Annotated in this window: 11 protein-coding genes and 2 pseudogenes; 10 read left to right on the top strand and 3 right to left on the bottom strand. The window is 39.1% G+C overall.

The genetic code is table 11. The features are described 5' to 3' along the window. Positions 1-1,170, top strand: a complete 1,170-nt coding sequence (hcaD, locus tag EAE90_RS11845) for a phenylpropionate dioxygenase ferredoxin reductase subunit (RefSeq protein ID WP_214053676.1) — start codon at positions 1-3, stop codon at positions 1,168-1,170. A gap of 110 nt (positions 1,171-1,280) precedes the next feature. Here hcaD and EAE90_RS11840 read toward each other — a convergent pair whose 3' ends face one another. After that, a complete protein-coding gene (locus EAE90_RS11840; protein WP_214053675.1) occupies positions 1,281-2,888 on the bottom strand; it encodes an ABC transporter substrate-binding protein in 1,608 nt (535 codons plus the stop codon). 483 nt (positions 2,889-3,371) lie between these two features. On the opposite strand from EAE90_RS11840, the pseudogene EAE90_RS11835 reads away from it, so the two are divergent. The 3 genes and pseudogenes from EAE90_RS11835 (at position 3,372) to EAE90_RS11825 (ending at position 4,822) form a co-directional block, all read left to right on the top strand. Continuing rightward, positions 3,372-3,610: pseudogene (locus tag EAE90_RS11835) on the top strand (ribbon-helix-helix domain-containing protein). A gap of 89 nt (positions 3,611-3,699) precedes the next feature. After that, positions 3,700-4,020: pseudogene (locus EAE90_RS11830) on the top strand (PIN domain-containing protein); the annotation flags it as partial. 112 nt (positions 4,021-4,132) lie between these two features. After that, on the top strand, positions 4,133-4,822 hold the full coding sequence (locus EAE90_RS11825; protein WP_246550644.1) for a hypothetical protein: 690 nt from the start codon (positions 4,133-4,135) through the stop codon (positions 4,820-4,822). Between the two features lie 40 nt (positions 4,823-4,862). Here EAE90_RS11825 and EAE90_RS11820 read toward each other — a convergent pair whose 3' ends face one another. Further along, on the bottom strand, positions 4,863-5,489 hold the full coding sequence (locus EAE90_RS11820) for an RES family NAD+ phosphorylase (protein WP_214053673.1): 627 nt from the start codon (positions 5,487-5,489) through the stop codon (positions 4,863-4,865). 726 nt (positions 5,490-6,215) lie between these two features. On the opposite strand from EAE90_RS11820, the gene EAE90_RS11815 reads away from it, so the two are divergent. The 6 genes from EAE90_RS11815 to EAE90_RS11790 all read left to right on the top strand — a co-directional run bounded on the left by EAE90_RS11815 (position 6,216) and on the right by EAE90_RS11790 (position 15,252). After that, the gene (locus EAE90_RS11815; protein WP_246550642.1) at positions 6,216-7,469 is read left to right on the top strand and encodes a beta-ketoacyl-[acyl-carrier-protein] synthase family protein; all 1,254 of its coding nucleotides are present in this window, start codon (positions 6,216-6,218) and stop codon (positions 7,467-7,469) included. 5 nt (positions 7,470-7,474) lie between these two features. Then, positions 7,475-8,251, top strand: coding sequence for a hypothetical protein (locus tag EAE90_RS11810; protein WP_214053671.1), 777 nt, complete (start codon positions 7,475-7,477; stop codon positions 8,249-8,251). Positions 8,252-8,263: 12 nt separating this feature from the next. Further along, positions 8,264-8,509 carry an acyl carrier protein gene (locus EAE90_RS11805; protein WP_214053670.1) on the top strand — a complete coding sequence of 82 codons (246 nt, stop codon included), beginning with the start codon at positions 8,264-8,266 and terminating at the stop codon, positions 8,507-8,509. A gap of 95 nt (positions 8,510-8,604) precedes the next feature. Beyond that, positions 8,605-9,165 (top strand): hypothetical protein, encoded by a 561-nt coding sequence (locus tag EAE90_RS11800; RefSeq protein WP_214053669.1) that lies wholly within the window; start codon positions 8,605-8,607, stop codon positions 9,163-9,165. A 23-nt stretch (positions 9,166-9,188) separates the two neighbouring features. Continuing rightward, positions 9,189-10,199, top strand: a complete 1,011-nt coding sequence (locus EAE90_RS11795; protein WP_214053668.1) for a hypothetical protein — start codon at positions 9,189-9,191, stop codon at positions 10,197-10,199. 175 nt (positions 10,200-10,374) lie between these two features. After that, positions 10,375-15,252, top strand: a complete 4,878-nt coding sequence (locus EAE90_RS11790) for an RHS repeat domain-containing protein (RefSeq protein WP_214053667.1) — start codon at positions 10,375-10,377, stop codon at positions 15,250-15,252. A gap of 193 nt (positions 15,253-15,445) precedes the next feature. On the opposite strand, the gene EAE90_RS11785 is transcribed toward EAE90_RS11790, so the two are convergent. After that, the gene (locus tag EAE90_RS11785; RefSeq protein WP_214053666.1) at positions 15,446-17,332 is read right to left on the bottom strand and encodes a reverse transcriptase domain-containing protein; all 1,887 of its coding nucleotides are present in this window, start codon (positions 17,330-17,332) and stop codon (positions 15,446-15,448) included. Between the last annotated feature and the right edge of the window lie 318 nt (positions 17,333-17,650).

Raw genomic sequence — 17,650 nt, 5'->3', positions numbered from 1 at the left:
ATGCGGAATCAGACTTTTGTTATCGTTGGAGCAGGGCAAGCTGGGGCTATGGCCGCCGCAACCTTAAGACAGCAGCAGTTTGATGGCGATATTATTTTAATTGGTAAGGAATACCATGCGCCTTACGAACGGCCAATTTTATCGAAAGAGTATTTAATCAACCCAGAAGAAACGCCGAAATATCTGTTCTCCGAAGATTTTTATCTGAAAAACCAGATAGATCTACGCATAGGCCAATCGGTCAGCCAGATTATGCCATCAAAACATTGTGTTGTTTTAGAAAATGGCGGCGAACTCAGATATGACAAGCTCTTGCTTGCTATGGGGGCAAGAGCCAGACGATTTCCGCTACTTGATCAACTGGGTGAAAATATTTATACCCTGAGAACGTTGGATGATGCGCAACGTTTACGCCAGGCGGTGAAAAAAGACAAACGGATTTTGATTGTGGGTGGTGGAGTGATTGGCTTGGAATTGGCGGCGACCTCCTGTGAATTGGGGGCAAATGTTACAGTTATCGAACAGGCTGATAACATCATGGGGCGTTGTGCCCCGCCGTTATTGCAGGATTATCTTTTGAACCGTCATCAGGAAAAGGGGGTGCAATTCTTCCTTGATACCAATATTGTTTCCGCACAAAAGCAAGGAAGTGAATTAGTGCTTATATTGAACACCGGAGAAAAGGTGATCGGAGATATTATTATTTATGGTATCGGCGCTGAATTCAGGGATCAGCTTGCCGCTGATGCTGGTTTGGTGACTAATGGCGGTATCGTCATTGACAGCCGTTGTCAGACTTCTGAACCGGATATTTTCGCTGCCGGGGATGTTTGCCTCCAGAGAGAGCCACTGACTGGTGATCTCCAGCGCCGTGAAACCTGGGAAAATGCTAACCGCCAGGCAACCATCGCCGCACATGCCATGATGGGGTTGGAACCCCCGCAGCCGGGCGCTCCGTGGTTCTGGACCGATCAGTGGGGCATTAACATCCAGATGGTTGGCAACATGCAGGCTGAAGAGTGGCATGTTCAGGGTGATTTGCAATCAGATAAGGCCATTTTATTTGGTACAGAAAACGAAATCTTAGTGGGAGCTGTGGCGATTAATCAGGGAAGGGAAATGCGCAATTTACGCAAATTACTTGCTAATTCTACGGTTGTTCCGGTGTAGTATTGGATAGGTTAGATTTGCCCGTATTTACCCTTAAGAAGATGACTGCCTCTGAAAAAGATTACGGTTAAAAACCGTAATCTTTATTTTAATATTACAACGATGTCTTATTAATGTTTAATAACATAAAGATCTTTCGATGACATAAGACCGAGTGGGCTGATATAGTATCCACCAATATAAGGTTTTACTAATCTGGCACTAACATAGTAATAAATAGGAATTGACGGGACATCTCTTGTGAGAATATCTTGTGCTTGCTGGAAATATTCTATGTCGTTTGTTGCTTTGGCCTTACTGATCAGGTCATCATAAATATCGTTATGATATAATGATGTATTATTAGAACTATTGGTGACATAATTATTTAAAAACGAAGCAGGATTATCGTAATCAGCTATCCACGCGTGTCTTACCAAATCAAAATTACCTTGATGCATGGTGTCTAACATGGTTTTCCATTCTTGATTTTGTAAGACAGCATCTACGCCCAGATTTTTCTTCCACATTGAGGTGGCTGCAATAGCAATCCTTTTATGATCCTCCGATGTATTGTAAAGAAGATTTAATTTTAATGGGTTATTTCTGTTATAACCTGCCTCATTCAATAATTGCCGGGCTTTTTCAATTCTTTTTGCCAGCGTCCATGATGCATAATCAGGTTGTTTTAAGTTCATTCCTCCTGCGTTTGGAGGAGTATTATTATAGGCTGGTTTTTGGCCTTGCCCCAAGACTTTATTGGTTATGATGTCTTTGTCTAAAGCCAAATTTAATGCCTGTCTGACTCTAATATCGTTAAAAGGAGCTTTTTGGGTATTAAATTCGTAATAGTAAACACCTAATTTAGGCGAAATATGGACTTGGCTGCCTAACTTGGTTTTTAAAGAATTAAATAAAACTGACGGAATATTTTTTGTGATATCTATCTCTCCTGCCAAGTAACGATTCGCTACTGCTGTTTCTGATGTTACGTTAAGATAGGTGACTTTATTAATCACGGTGTGTTCATTATCCCAATATTGTGGATTCCTGATGCCAATTATTTTCTCATTGACGATCCATTCAGAGAGTTTGAATGGGCCGCTACTGACAAACACATTCGGTTGAGTCCATTTTTCACCATACTTCTCAACCGCTTTCTGGCTGATAGGAACCATCACTGGGTGTGCCAGCATATTTAAAAAATAGGATAACGGTTGCTCTAATGTTACTTCTATCGTTAAATTATCTAATGCTTTTACACCTAATTCATCGGTTTTTTTCTTACCAGCAAGAATATCTTTAGCATTTACTATATACATGTTTTCAATATAACTGCCATACGGGGATGCCATTTGGGGATCAATTAAACGTCTCCAACTAAAAACCACATCATGAGCGGTAATAGGTGAACCATCAGACCATTTTATTCCTTCTCTTAGATGAAACACCCAGGTTTTATTATCGTTAGTTTCCCAACGGATAGCTAAATTAGGATTAAATTTACCATCATTTCCTATACTAATTAATCCACTGAAAAAGTCGTTTATAATATCAAACTCAACATCGCTTTCAACTTTATGCACGTCAAGAGAAGCAGGTTCTGAGCCATTATGACGAACAATATTCTGGTTGGTTGCCAGTTGTGTACCGGGTGGAATAATTGCTGCATGAGATAATGTTAAGCTTCCAATTATTATTCCTGTGAATAATGATATGTTTTTTATTGTTTTTTTCATCGTAATTTCTCCAATAATAACGCATTTTTTAGATTGACATTGCAAGTTGTAACGCCTGAAATCAGTTTATGGTAATTAATTCAGTCAAATGTGGAACCGAAGATAATTATAGCCAAATATGTATTATTTCATTCCAAATATCGGTGATTGATAATTTTATTTTTCTAATTACCCTGTTTAAAGAGTGATAAAAATAACCTTAATGACTTATTTTTATAAAAATTTATCTGAACATGGTTAATTTTTTCATTAAAAATATTTATTTAACAACAGTATTATCCGTTTCAGATATTAGTTGGTTTTTAACTTTTAAAATCGTGTTTTGTGAATGAACTCACAATTTATCAACAGTACAATTTTATGTTACTGTCGGGTATTAACGAAGATTTATGTAGTGTAAGAGGTGAGTATGAATGTTGTAGATTAGCGGGTGGGTAAGATTTTGCGTTTCATGTATAAACACATAAACAAGGAAAATATATTATGAATAGTGTTCGTTGGAACGTTGTTGTCTCTGCTGACACTGACCAATCCCTTCGTATGTTTCTGGCTAATCAAGGAGGTGGAAAAAAGGAGACTTATCCCGCTTTATAGAAGAGGCAGTACGGTCACACATTTTAGAATTGACAGCAGAACAAGTTAAAGTGGCTAACACTGATGTTAGTGAGATGGAGCTTGCTTCAATAGTTGATGAGGCTCTGGATTGGGTTCGTAAGCGCTAATGAAGGTTGTTCTTGATACTAATATTCTATTTAATGCTTTGATCTCACCACATGGTGCACCAGATACGATTTACTGAGCTTGGCGTGCGGCACGTTTCGAAGTGGTGACTTCACGGTTACAGCTTGATGAAATTCGCCGTGCAAGTCGTTATCCAAAATTCCAAGCTGTCTTACAACCAGCTAAAGTGGGGGCTATGATCAATAAGTTACAACGTGCTCTGGTATTGGAGAAATTATATATTAAAGAGGAAACGCATGATCCTGACGATGCGTTTTTACTCGCTATGGCATGTGCTGGTGAAGCAGATTATCTTGTAACTGGAGCTCGTCGAGCTGGCTTATTACAGCGTAGATGTTTTGGCCGTATTCGTATTATTACGCCTGCTAATTTTTACCTTGAGGTTTTATAAAGAAAAGAAGCTAAGAGGAGAAATCGCACACGGCACAGATGGATAAAATTTGCATTGGTTAACGATTGTATGTATATTCTTGATTATATCAATCGTTAACTTGAGGTGCATCATGCAAACTTTGTATAGGAAAACCAGATTCGATAATAACGTGTCGGCACCTCATGATGAGTATGACGACGCTAACGCCGCGGCTGATCGTCTGGAGAATATTATTAAGGAACTGGCTGATGGTATTCGCAGTAAAGGTAAGGCTAACATCAAGCGTCAGCTAGCGTTGCCGGATAATCAGTTTCTGATGAATATGTTGTTTTTGGCGATACCGGCCCGGGCGCTTGCTGAACTGACGCCGGAAAAGAAGAGGTTACTTAATCGTGTGCGTAGCCGCGCGCGCTTTTTTGACAACGTGCGTGAAAACGGTGGTGTGTTAAGTTCTGCCGAGGTAGCGAGTTTGCTAGGGGTCAGTAAAGTAACCGTTAAAAAGAAAAAAGACACAGGTAAATTACTGGCCCTGGAATACGATGGTGAGTTTATTTATCCGGCTTTTCAGTTTACCGATGATGAAAGCAAAGGCGAAAAAGGTGTGCTCAGGGGGATAGCGGAGATTCTGTTTCATCTCAATCACTTTAGCGGTGTAATGCAGTATGGATTTTTCGTGCAGAAACGTAATGTACTGGATTATCGTTTACCAGAAGGCCAAGAGTTCACGATTATTGATTTGCTGAGAGAGGGTATTTCGGATGATAAGCTTCAACATATAATCCGTTTAGCCAAGTTGTTTGGCACTCAAGATGCTGCATAAATAAAGAAGGGGAACAGGCACATGCTAGCTCCCCCTTTTGTCATATTACGGGGATATCCAGGTCGTTTACCAGGATATCTTCGGCAATTTCTCCTTCATACTCAAATTCCCTAAGCACCTTGAGTTCCTCGGTGCGTATCATGCCTTTGCCAGAAGGATCGTCATGCCAGAGCACGATGCAGGGCTCAAGCGTAACGTTGGACATGTAGGCAAGTCCATCCGCGTGCGGTGACAGCTTCGCCGCGAGTTGCTGTGTGATCCGGTAGTCTGTGCCGGTCAGCTGATGGGCGGTGATATGCATTTTCGGCGCAAGCCGGGTAATGTCTACAATACGTAACGCTTTTTCTGTCACTAATGTCGCCATATGGTACCCATCTAGTTCCCGGTCTGTAATGGCTGGCAGACGTTGAAACACCTCCTTCATCGATGTTCTTGGCGAGTTGGCAAGATATAAATTACCAACGGTGCCGTTCGTTAACCCGTACCGGGTATGTCCTCCATCGCGGTTAAAGAATACGCCACTGCCTCCGTGTTCACCCTCTTGTAGTCGGTAAAAAATTGTACCGACTGAGATGATAATGATACTTTGCGTAATTTTATCGATGGTGAGGGTGTCTAATTGCTGCTTTGTCACTGAGTCAGGACTTACCTCTGATTTTGTTACCACTGAACACTCCTGTATTCTTGCCTGTTTCAGCCATATATTGCCTCCGGTTTTATTACATTAACTGGACAGTGAAGACGCGCAATGCTGTGTATCTATCCAGTTGTGTCAGTATATTACAGACAACGGGGCAGGGTATATGTTTTGATACAGAAAATGATTAGAAAATATACCTCATTGTATGCTATCAGTTAGCCGTGAGAATATGCGGTAGGACAATATTAATGTATTCATTGTTGATGTACTCATTCACGAGAATAATATAAAATATTTATTATTTTCTTTTACTTAATTGTACTTCTGGATTATTAATATAACAATTGAATTCATATTCTATGAAATAAAAATCGTGCAATAATTAAGGCTATTATTTTTATTTTTTTATACAATGATATGCTTTATTAAACAGAATAATAAGTTAATGATAAATAAACCTTCAGGATTTATCCTGATATTACAGCCGAATGTGACGTAACCAATTATTTTATAATCAGATTGATAATATAATGGTATTAAAATAACAATATATTTGCTTATGGATATTTATCATCGGTTTTATTACAGGGGAAAATAATCGATCAATTAGTTTTACATAATTCACAAATGGCGATTAAAATAAGTATAAATATTGAAAATACTTATTTATGATTATGGTGATATATCTTCATTAGCCTACTTTTATAATTAGAAAAATTGACATTCTCAATCCATGTATAAATGGTAATCAATATGCAGAGAGCTCAAAGAGTTGTTATTACAGGTATGGGAGCGGTGACACCGATTGGTGAAGATGTTGAATCATGCTGGCAAAGTATTATCGAGAAACAACATCGATTTCACAAAATTGAATTTCCCGATTCATTCATTAATTCACGTTTCTTTTCTTTCCTTGCACCAAACCCATCCCGCTATCAGTTATTACCAAAAAAGTTGACTCATACGCTTTCAGATTGCGGAAAAGCAGCATTGAAAGCAACTTATCAAGCTCTTACGCAAGCATTTGGTGTGAACATATCACCTATTGAATATTACGATAAATACGAATGTGGAGTGATCCTTGGCAGTGGTTGGGGAGCTATCGATAATGCTGGAGATTATGCCTATCAATATAAGAAAGCTAAATTAGCTCATCCTATGAGTAATCTCATCACCATGCCAAGCGCCATGACGGCGACATGTTCAATTATGTATGGACTGCGTGGTTATCAGAATACTATAGCGGCCGCCTGCGCAACGGGCACAATGGCAATTGGTGATGCCTTTGAAATTATTCGCTCAGGACGTGCAAAATGTATGATTGCCGGAGCCTCTGAATCATTGACTCGGGAATGTAATATTTGGAGTATTGATGTACTGAATGCATTATCAAAAGAGCAAACGGACCCAAATCTCGCATGTTGTCCATTTAGCCTTGATCGCTCTGGGTTTGTATTAGCTGAAGGAGCGGCGGTGGTTTGTTTGGAAGATTACAATTCGGCCGTCGAGCGTGGTGCAACGATTCTGGCGGAAATTAAAGGTTACGCTCAATATTCAGATGCCACTAATTTAACTCGGCCAACAGAAGATATTGAACCTAAAATATTAGCGATGACTAAAGCCATTGAGCAGGCACAGATTTCGCCGGAAGATATTGACTACATTAATGCTCATGGCACTTCTACACAGTTGAATGATCTTTATGAAACTCAGTCAATTAAAGCGGCATTGGGGCAACATGCTTATCAGGTTCCTATATCAAGCACAAAATCTTATACCGGTCATCTCATTGCTGCTGCCGGTAGCTTCGAAACTATCGTATGTGTCAAGGCATTGACTGAAAATTGCTTGCCGGCGACATTGAATTTGCATCGGGCCGATCCAGATTGTGACCTTAATTATTTGCCTAATCAACATTGCTATACCGCTCAACCAGAAGTGGCGCTCAATATTAGTTCAGGTTTTGGGGGGCATAACGCTGCGTTGGTTATCTCTAAGGTAGGGTAACTGATATGTTGATTTTTGAAATAGAAGATATTGAACATTGGTCGAATTTCTCTGGGGATTTTAATCCTATCCATTATCCGGCAAAAAGCCAGTCTTTACACAATATGCAGCAGCATCCGGTTCAGGGGATGTTGAGTCTGCTATATGTGAGGCAACAGTTCTCTCAATTAACTTCAGCTTTTACAACTGGAATATTGAACATTGATACGTCATTCCGTCAACATGTTTATACTGCATTACCACATCAACTGAGGATTGATAATAAAAATAAAACGTTTAAATTGGAAAATCCCAGCAAAGAAAGCACGTTATTTGGCAATACCAGCGTAGAAAATACAAGGGAGTCAATTGAAGATTGGATTGTTCAGGATAACTGCCAAAGGTTAACAATAACAGGGGAAGAAGTTTGTGAAAAGTATGCTGCCTTTAGAGATTATTTCCCAAGTGTTACTTCTGTTGGCTGGTTCTTGGATGCGCTTGCTTTTCATCTTGTCATTAATTCGACAAAATTTCTTAATTTTGAGCACTACCATTTTAATCAGTTACAGGATTACCTAAACCAATCTTATACTTTGCATACTGGACAAGCGATTAAAATAAAGAAAATGGTTGTTAATAGTACACTACTATCATCTGCACCGGATATCTGTATTGAATTAAATCCACCATTAATAATTAAGAATGGCCCTAAAGACTATATTCGTATTTTTCATTATCGATGTTTATATGATAAAAAACCTATTTTCGTGTCAAAGGTTTCAATTGTCTCTAAAATGAAATAAAAGGAAAGCGAAATGCCAACACAAAATGATATTTTTACTAAGATAAAGAATAGAATATTAGTGATGAAGGATATCGAAGAGGATGAAATAACACCAAAATCTTCCTTTGTTTCGCTTAAATTTGATAGCCTTGACTATGTGGAAATTCAGGTTTTTGTATTGGAGGTATATGGTATTAGTATTAAAGCTGAGCTTTTTTCAAATCATTCTATTTCAACGTTAAATGAACTCACTGATTATGTTAAATCTAAGTTATAAGCCGAGATTTTAGTTTTCATTTTTAAACCACCTCCTCTTGGAGAGGTGGTCTTTTACTAATCCTATTCTCTACTGTTAATATTTAAGAGGTTAAAATGAACATTTTAGAGCAAGGTAAAGTCGCTGCTTTATATTCAGGTTATTCGGAAACAGAAGGTTCTTCGTGGGTTGGAAATTTGTGCTGTTTTTCAATTGATCGAGAACATTTGCCTATTATCGTGAATGGGCGTCGTTTCTTGATTGAATTTGTTATTCCAGATCATTTACTTGATAAAACGGTTAAACCCAGAATATTCGATTTGGATATCAATAAACAATTTTTACTGCGTCGTGACCATCGTGAAATAAATATTTATCTTTTAGGTGAAGGTAATTTTATGGATAGAACGACGACAGATAAAAAGCTATTCGAATTAAATGAAGATGGAACACTGTTTATTAAGACATTACGCCATGCTCTTGGCAAATATGTTGCTATTAATCCTGCAACCACGCAATTTATCTTTTTTGCACAAGGAAAATACAGCGAATTTATCATGAACGCCTTGAGGGACTTTGAAGACGAATTATCAAAACGCTATCGCGTCAGAATTATTCCCGAATTGCAAGGGCCATATTATGGCTTTGAACTTGATATTATTTCTATTACAGCTTAATTTACAATATTATGGAGAATGTTATGGAAAAAAGAATAACAACATTTACCATTGAAAAAACTGATGATAGTTTTTATGCTAATGAGCGTCATCAATGTATGGTGAAAATCTCTGTACTTAAACAAGAATATAGGAATGGTGATTGGGTAAAATTAGCCTTGAGTGATGCTGAAAAAAGATCGATTCAGGTGGCAGCATTGAGTGATAGCCTCATATATGACCAATTAAAAATGCCTTCAGGATGGACAACGACGGATGCGAGAAATAAATATGATCTTGGGTTATTAAATGGTGTTTATCGTGCTGATGTTTTTATTGAAGATCCTGTAATAAATCGTGCTGGAGATTGTTGTACAAATGAAAATTATCAGAACAGTGTGAAAAGTGTTCCTGAAATTATCTATCGTTATGTTAGTAGTAATAGAACAAGTACAGAATATTTAATAGCAAAAATGACCTTCGAAGATACGGATGGGAAGCGTACATTAACAACGAATATGTCGGTTGGTGATGAAGTTTTTGATAGCAAGATCTTATTAAAATCCATTGCTCCTTATGCAATTAATGCAAATCAATTGCATGAAAATATCAACGAATTTTTTGATAAAACAGAAGAACCGACGAAATCCGATACCCACCGTCAAACCATTAATCTTTATACTTGGACATTACCATATCATTTGAGAGTTTTTGAAGGGAATGATAGGACTGTGAATAATATATATGCTCGTGGTAACGATTCATCAGATGATAGATTTTTGACAAGAGCAAGGGTATTTAAGCGAGGAACTTCAAAGGTAAATGCGCGGGATAATATGAGTGGAGGGTGTGTTATGGACCATTCTTATACCGTAACTATCCCAGATACACAGCTTGCTGCTGAAGTGATCTATGTAACAGGATGTTCATGGACGACCGGTTATTACGATGGATATTATGATATCACAATCATTGATAACTACGGTTGCCAGCATAAATTTAGAATCTCCTCGGTTAATATTGGACGTGCGCTAAGCATAGCGAGAATAAGTTGATTTTCCTTAGTAAAGAACTGTTGCCTATGCCGGTAATCGCATATGAGTTTACCGGCAATTAAGATATTCCATTATTGAAATAGAAATATAGCAATATTTGTTATTGTATGCAAATAAATGGCTAAATTGACATTTATTTGGCTATAATCTTAGTTAAGTAAATAGGAAATTTAAAATGAAAGTTAACGATATATATTCCAATGCATTTAATTTTGGATCTTATATTAATACCGGTGTCGATCCCAGAACAGGTCAATATAGCGCAAATATCAATATTATCACGTTAAGACCAAATAATATCGGTAATGTTGAGCAGGTACTTAATCTATCATTCTCGCCATTAACAACGTTAAATAATGGGTTTGGGATTGGATGGCGATTTTCATTAACAACATTGGATGTAAAAACACTCACATTTAGCCGGGCAAATGGGGAGCAATTTAAATGTAAACCATTGCCGCCTGACAATAATGATATTAGCTTTAAAGATAAAAAACTAAAAGATTTGCGCGTATATAAACTCGATAGCAATACCTTCTATGTTTATAACAAAAATGGCATTATAGAAACACTTAAGCGAATTGGAGCGAGTGACATTGCAAAAACGGTTGCACTTGAATTTCCAGATGGTGAAGTATTTGATTTAATTTATAATTCAAGGTTTGCATTATCCGAAATAAAATACCGTGTTACCGGTAAAACTTACCTTAAACTCAATTACTCTGGAAATAATTGTACATCAGTCGAATACCCTGATGATAATAATATCTCTGCGAAAATAGCATTCGATTATCGTAATGATTTCCTTATTACAGTGACGGTACCTTATGATGCTTCTGGTCCTATTGATTCTGCCAGATTTAAGATGACCTATCAGACATTAAAAGGGGTATTTCCGGTTATTAGTACTTTTCGTACGCCGACAGGTTATGTTGAGCTGGTGAGTTATAAGGAAAATGGACATAAAGTGACGGACACGGAATCTATTCCGTATGCTGCTGCATTGACTATTCAACCTGGTAATGGGCAACCCGCGATCAGCAAATCCTACGAATATAGCTCAGTGCATAATTTTTTGGGCTATTCTTCTGGCCGGACAAGCTTTGATTCTAACCAGGATAATTTGTATCTGGTTACAGGGAAATATACCTATTCATCTATTGAGCGGGTTTTAGACGGTCAAAATGTCGTTTCAGTAACAGAAAGGGTGTTTAATAAATTCCATTTAATGACCAAAGAAGCAAGAACACAAGACAATAAGAGAATTACAACAGAAATTACTTACAATGAAGATCCATCAAAAAGTTTCTCCGAGCAGCCGGAAAATTTACAACAACCATCTCGGGTATTAACGCGTTACACAGACTTACAGACCAATACTTCACGAGAAGAGACGGTTAATATTAAAAGCGATGATTGGGGAAATACTCTACTTATTACTGAGACCAGTGGGATACAGAAAGAATACGTTTATTATCCGGTGAAGGGTGAAGGTAATAATTGTCCTGCCGATCCATTGGGTTTTTCCCGGTTTTTAAAATCAGTTACGCAAAAAGGAGCGCCTGATGCCGCTCAAAGTGTCGCGAATAGAGTGACTCACTACACATATCAAAAATTGCCCACTTTTACCGGTGCTTATATAAAAGAATATGTCAGCAAAGCTTCAGAAACTATAGATACTAAAATAGTAAGAACCTTTAGCTATGTTAATTCACCAACGAGCAAATCTCATGGCTCGTTAGCGAAAATAACGTCGGTAATGAATAATCAGCAAACGGTAACAACATTTAAATATGAATATTCAGAAAGTGAGATTACCACAAACTCTACGGTGACGGGTTTTGATGGTACGCATATGGAATCGAAAAATGTCACCTCTATTTATACACATCGCCAGCTTCGTAAAGTTGATGTAAACCGTGTAATTACAGATCAGTCTTATGATCTTGTGGGACGAATTACAGGTCAAATTGTTGACCCAGGAACGACGAAAGAAATTAAACGTAGTTATGTTTATCAATATCCCGGTGGTGACGAAAATGATTTTTGGCCGGTGATGATAGAAATTGATTCCCAAGGTGTCAGGCGTAAAACCCATTACGATGGAATGGGGCGTATTTGTTCGATTGAAGAACAAGATGATGATAGTACCTGGGGAACATCGGGGATTTATCAAGGCACATATCGCAAAGTGCTTGCCAGACAATATGATGTTTTGGGGCAATTGATCAAAGAAATTTCAAATGATTGGTTATGGGATTTATCTGCTAATCCTTTGACTCGCTTGACGACTCCTTTAGTTACAACGAAAACCTATCGATATGATGGTTGGGGAAATCGTTACAGCACTGAATACAGCGATGGTCGGATAGAACTGGAAATCCATGATCCTATTACGAGGACAGTTACCCAAGGGGTCAAAGGATTGGGGATGTTAAATATTCAGCAAAATAACTTTGAACAACCGGCCTCAATCAAAGTTGTGTATCCTGATGGTGTGATATATAGCACTCGCACCTATCGTTATGATGGATTTGGCCGTACGGTGACTGAAACTGATGCGGAAGGTTATGCTACCCAGATTGAATACGATGTATTTGATCGTATAGTGAAAAAAACGTTGCCAGACAGAACAATATTAGAATCCGCTTATGCAAGCTTTAGCCATGAAGAATTAATTTCTGCGCTGAACGTGAATGGAACACAATTAGGTTCGTTAGTTTATGATGGTCTTGGGCGAGTAACCAGCGATATGGTAGGTGGTCGCAAAACGGAATATTTATATGGTCCTCAAGGTGATAAACCTATTCAGTCTGTCACTCCTGCGCATAATAAACAAAACATTGATTATCTTTACTCTCTCGGCAGTGTGATGTCCAAATTTACCACAGAAACGAGCCAACAAAACTTTCGTTATCATCCGAAAACGGGGGCATTATTATCTGCGTCAGAAGGGGTATCCCAGAGCAATTACAGTTATTTCCCATCGGGTGTATTACAGCATGAATCGTTTTCACGGGATAATAAACCCGTTTCATCGGGCGATTACCGTTATACGATGTCCGGCTTAATTCAACGTCATAAAGATAGTTTTGGTTATGATCATGTTTATAGTTATGACGGACAAGGGAGATTAGTTAAAACAGAGCAGGGCTCACAATACGCGACATTTGAATATGACAGTGTTGGACGCTTAATAACAACGACGACAAAAGACACAGCATCATTATCCCAATTAGTTACAAAAATCGAATACGATGTCTTTGATCGAGAAATAAAACGCTCGCTAATTAGTGATTTCTCAATACAAGTAATGACCTTAAGCTACACAAAGAATAATCAAATTAGTCAACGTATCACCTCCGTCGATGGGGTGGTTATGAAAAATGAACGTTATCAATATGATAGTAATCAACGCTTAAGCCAGTACCAATGCGAGGGGGAACAATCTCCGGTTGATCATACCGGGCGTGTGTTAAATCAGCAGATTTACCATTATGACCAATGGGGAAATATTAAACGGGTTGATAATACATATCGAGATGGTAAGGAAACCGTAAACTATCATTTCAGTCAAACTGATCCAACTCAACTTATTCGTATTACCAGCGACAAACAGCAAATAGAGTTAAGTTATGATGCCAACGGTAATCTGACGCGCGACGAAAAAGGGCAGACGCTTATTTACGATCAGAATAATCGCTTGGTACAGGTCAAAGACAGTAAGGGTAATCTGGTATGCCAATATCAGTATGATGCATTGAACAAATTAACCGCACAAGTTTTAGCGAATGGTACGGTTAATCGTCAGCATTATGCTTCAGGTAAAGTGACGAATATCCAATTGGGTGATGAAACCATTACCTGGCTGAACAGCGATAAGCAACGGCTTGGTCATCAAAGTACCAAGAATGGCCAGTCCGCCTACTATCAATACGGTACTGACCATAATAGTACGGTTGTAGCCAGTCAAAACGAAAACGAGTTGATGGCTTTATCCTACACCCCTTATGGCTTTAGGAGTTTAATTTCTTCATTACCGGGTTTGAATGGCGTGCAGATTGATCCGGTAACAGGATGGTACTTCTTAGGTAACGGATATCGTGTTTTCAATCCGGTTCTCATGAGATTTCATAGTCCTGATAGCTGGAGTCCTTTTGGTCGGGGTGGCGTCAATCTCTACACTTATTGTCAAGGCGATCCTATAAATCGGATTGATCTGAATGGTCATCTTAGTGCCGGCGGGATATTAGGCATTGTGCTGGGGGCAATCGGTATCATTGTTGGGATTGTATCGCTGGGGGCTGGCGCGGCAATTAGTGCGGGTTTAATTGCCGCAGGGGGAGCTCTGGGGGCGATTGCTTCTACCAGTACACTTGCAGTTACTGCGACCGTCATTGGATTGGCTGCTGATTCGATAGGGATTGCGTCAGCCGCATTATCGGAAAAAGATCCGAAGACAGCTGGAGTATTAAATTGGATTAGTACGGGGTTGGGGGTTTTAAGCTTTGGTATCAGCGCAATAACCTTTACCTCTTCGCTGATAAAATCGGCACGGAGTGGTTCCCAGGCGGTCAGCACGGGTGTTATCGGATCAGTACCTATTGAATTTGGTGAAATTGCCAGCCGTTCTAGCCGACGCTGGGATATCGCTTTATCTACGGTGTCATTGAGTGCTAATGCTGTGGCGCTCTCTACCGGAATAGCAGCTTCCGCTGTTGCGGATAGTAATGCGAATGCGGCTAATATCTTGGGATGGGTCTCTGTGGGTTTTGGTGCGGTGTCAACAACTTCGGGGCTAATCAACCTTGCACGTAATGCTTATGCAGTGAATCATCATACTTGGGAACTCAGCTCATCAGCAGGTACTTCTGAGGGAAGTGAAGCCTATACTTTATCTCGTCTTACGCAATTGGAGCCGGAAGCGGTAAATGTTCACCCCTCTATTCGAGCTGTTGAAGTGAATCAAGCATTTCGAAATAGTACCGGAACTCTGTTTAGTCAATCGTCCATTGAAACCCGTAATATTTTACGAGGCCGTTTGACGATATAAGATTCTGTGGGTTGATTGTTAAGTCCCACGAAAAATAGCTGTTGGGCGACGCTTGCGTCGCCTTTTGGTTTTTTTGAGGCAGAAGATTGGGTAGAACACGTGCGCCCTATTCAAACATTTTTTTTGCCGATAGGGTTAGCCGTTGTCCCCCCACCGAACCGTACATGCACATTTCTATGCATACGGCTCTCCGTTAGACTTTAGCAAGATTACGATAGTCAGGTAACTTTCCGCGATGTAAATCAATGTGACAGTCTTTGCATAAAACTAAAGTCTTTCTTCTTCGAGAGATCATTAGTCGTTTCCAAGGCTCTGTATCACCCTTGATATCTTTTAGTTTCCGCACATGGTGAACTTCCAGATATCCAGATTGAATACCACAATACTCACATTTTCTGGCTGCCATTCTATCGAGCAGTTCAGTTCGGGACGTATACTTAAATGTATTCGGTAACGGATCAACGAACTCTGCCATCGACACACTTCTGTTTTTCAACTGAAAAATTTCCAGTTCGTAGACTTTATTGTTACGACTCTCACGATGAACGTATTTTCCATCGGGCTGCTTCAATCGCTTAGCAATCTTAGTCCTTGATGTCTGATGCTTATTTGTCAGTGTTTTGAATAAGCTATTCATCCATATCCAATGTAATTTATTGAGATACAGAACTGGCGACAAGTTATAGTAGTTTGCAAAGCCACGCATTTCAGCATTGTATTGGCTGATTATTTCGTAATCAGATAAAAATGCCATTACAGGCTTGCTACTACTCTTATCATTGTGTGAATCGTATTCCCCATAGCCACGAAGAGCGCAAAATCTTTGGATTTTCTCTCTTGGTACACCAAGGTGAATATGTTCAGTAATAGTACGCTTCACAGCGTGCGTTTTACTGCCATCCGAGTTGTGTCCCACAACACATTTAACTCGTTTGTTTTCCCTACGACATTTAACTTCATATCCGAGAAAGACAAAACCTTGCTTAGGATCTACTATGCTTGATTTTTCTTTAGAAACTTCAAGTTTTAGCTCTGATTCCACAAATTCAGTAACTTCTTTCATCACTTGCACTGCTTCATTTTTTGAGCCAATAATTCCGATTAGAAAGTCATCAGCATAACGGACATACCGCATCCGTTTGAAGTCAGGATCGTCCATCAGAACACTGGACTTATTTGCCAGTTTTTCTTCTAGCTCATTTGCCTCTTGCTTCCATTTTTCAAGCTTCTGCTCGTCAGCAGGAAAACCAGATACACCATATCCTTGTCTTATCCACTTTATGCGGTTTGCTCTATTCTGTAGAATCCTTCTGTACTCTGGGTTAGGCTTCCTTCTATCCCCTTTACTGAACTCTTTGATTTTCAATTTCATAAATTCATCAAGTTCATGGAGGAAAGCATTGGCAAGTATCGGTGAAATAATTCCACCTTGTGGTGTTCCACTGTGGGTGCCAAAGTAACGCCAATCTTCCATATAACCAGCTTTCAAGAACTTTTTAATCAGTGCCAGAAAAGCTTTGTCATCTATCCTCTTACCTAGGAATTTGAGCAAGAGGTTATGGTCAATGTTGTCGAAATAACCTTTTATGTCTACATCACATACCCACTTGGTTCCTTTCCAACTGTTACGAATCTCAGTTAGAGCTGTATGACAAGATCTATTTCTACGAAAACCATAACTCCAGTCACTGAAGACAGGTTCGTAAATTCCTTCTAGAAGCATTCTCATGACTTCTTGAATTAACTTATCATCACCACTAGGAATACCAAGAGGTCGTTTCTTACCATTAGGCTTCCTTGCATCCTTGGGTATGTAAGTGCGTCTACAAGGTTTGGGGCGGTAATCCGAAGATTTAATGAGGCTGACTAGGTTTAGAACTCTGTCATTACCCATTCCATCAAGCGTATTGTCATTCACCCCTTTCGTCATGGCACCACGATTAGAGTAAATGTTGGCATATGCCGTTGCCCATAAATCAAGGTTGTTACACATTAACTTGTGTAATTTCTTGACCTTATGTCCTTGTACACTTGCTTTGTTAATACCACTTAGAGCTTTGAGTGTTCTTGCTGATAGCACTGACTATCGAACCTCGCTTCTATTAGTATTGTGTCTAACTGTCTCCCTTCCCCCTACATCTAAGCTTTCGAAATAAATTGCTCTATCACTTATACTTAGGTTTCAGATCGGATTGAAACCGATTGCTACTCCATTACAGAGCTACATTGGGTACTATGGAGCCTCTGTCATCATATTGGTTGTTTAGTTCAAACCAACTTAGATGATCCCGCATTTCTCTGTAGTCAAGATGCGTCCTACTTAGGTTCCACTTACGTCCAATTTCCACTCTCACCGAGCAGGTGCCAAAGTTGTTGGATATGACAACCTTCTAGCTAT

The sequence above is a fragment of the Photorhabdus caribbeanensis genome, from assembly GCF_018448885.1.
Classification (GTDB): domain Bacteria; phylum Pseudomonadota; class Gammaproteobacteria; order Enterobacterales; family Enterobacteriaceae; genus Photorhabdus; species Photorhabdus caribbeanensis.
This window is presented reverse-complemented; position numbering and strand designations above follow the sequence as displayed.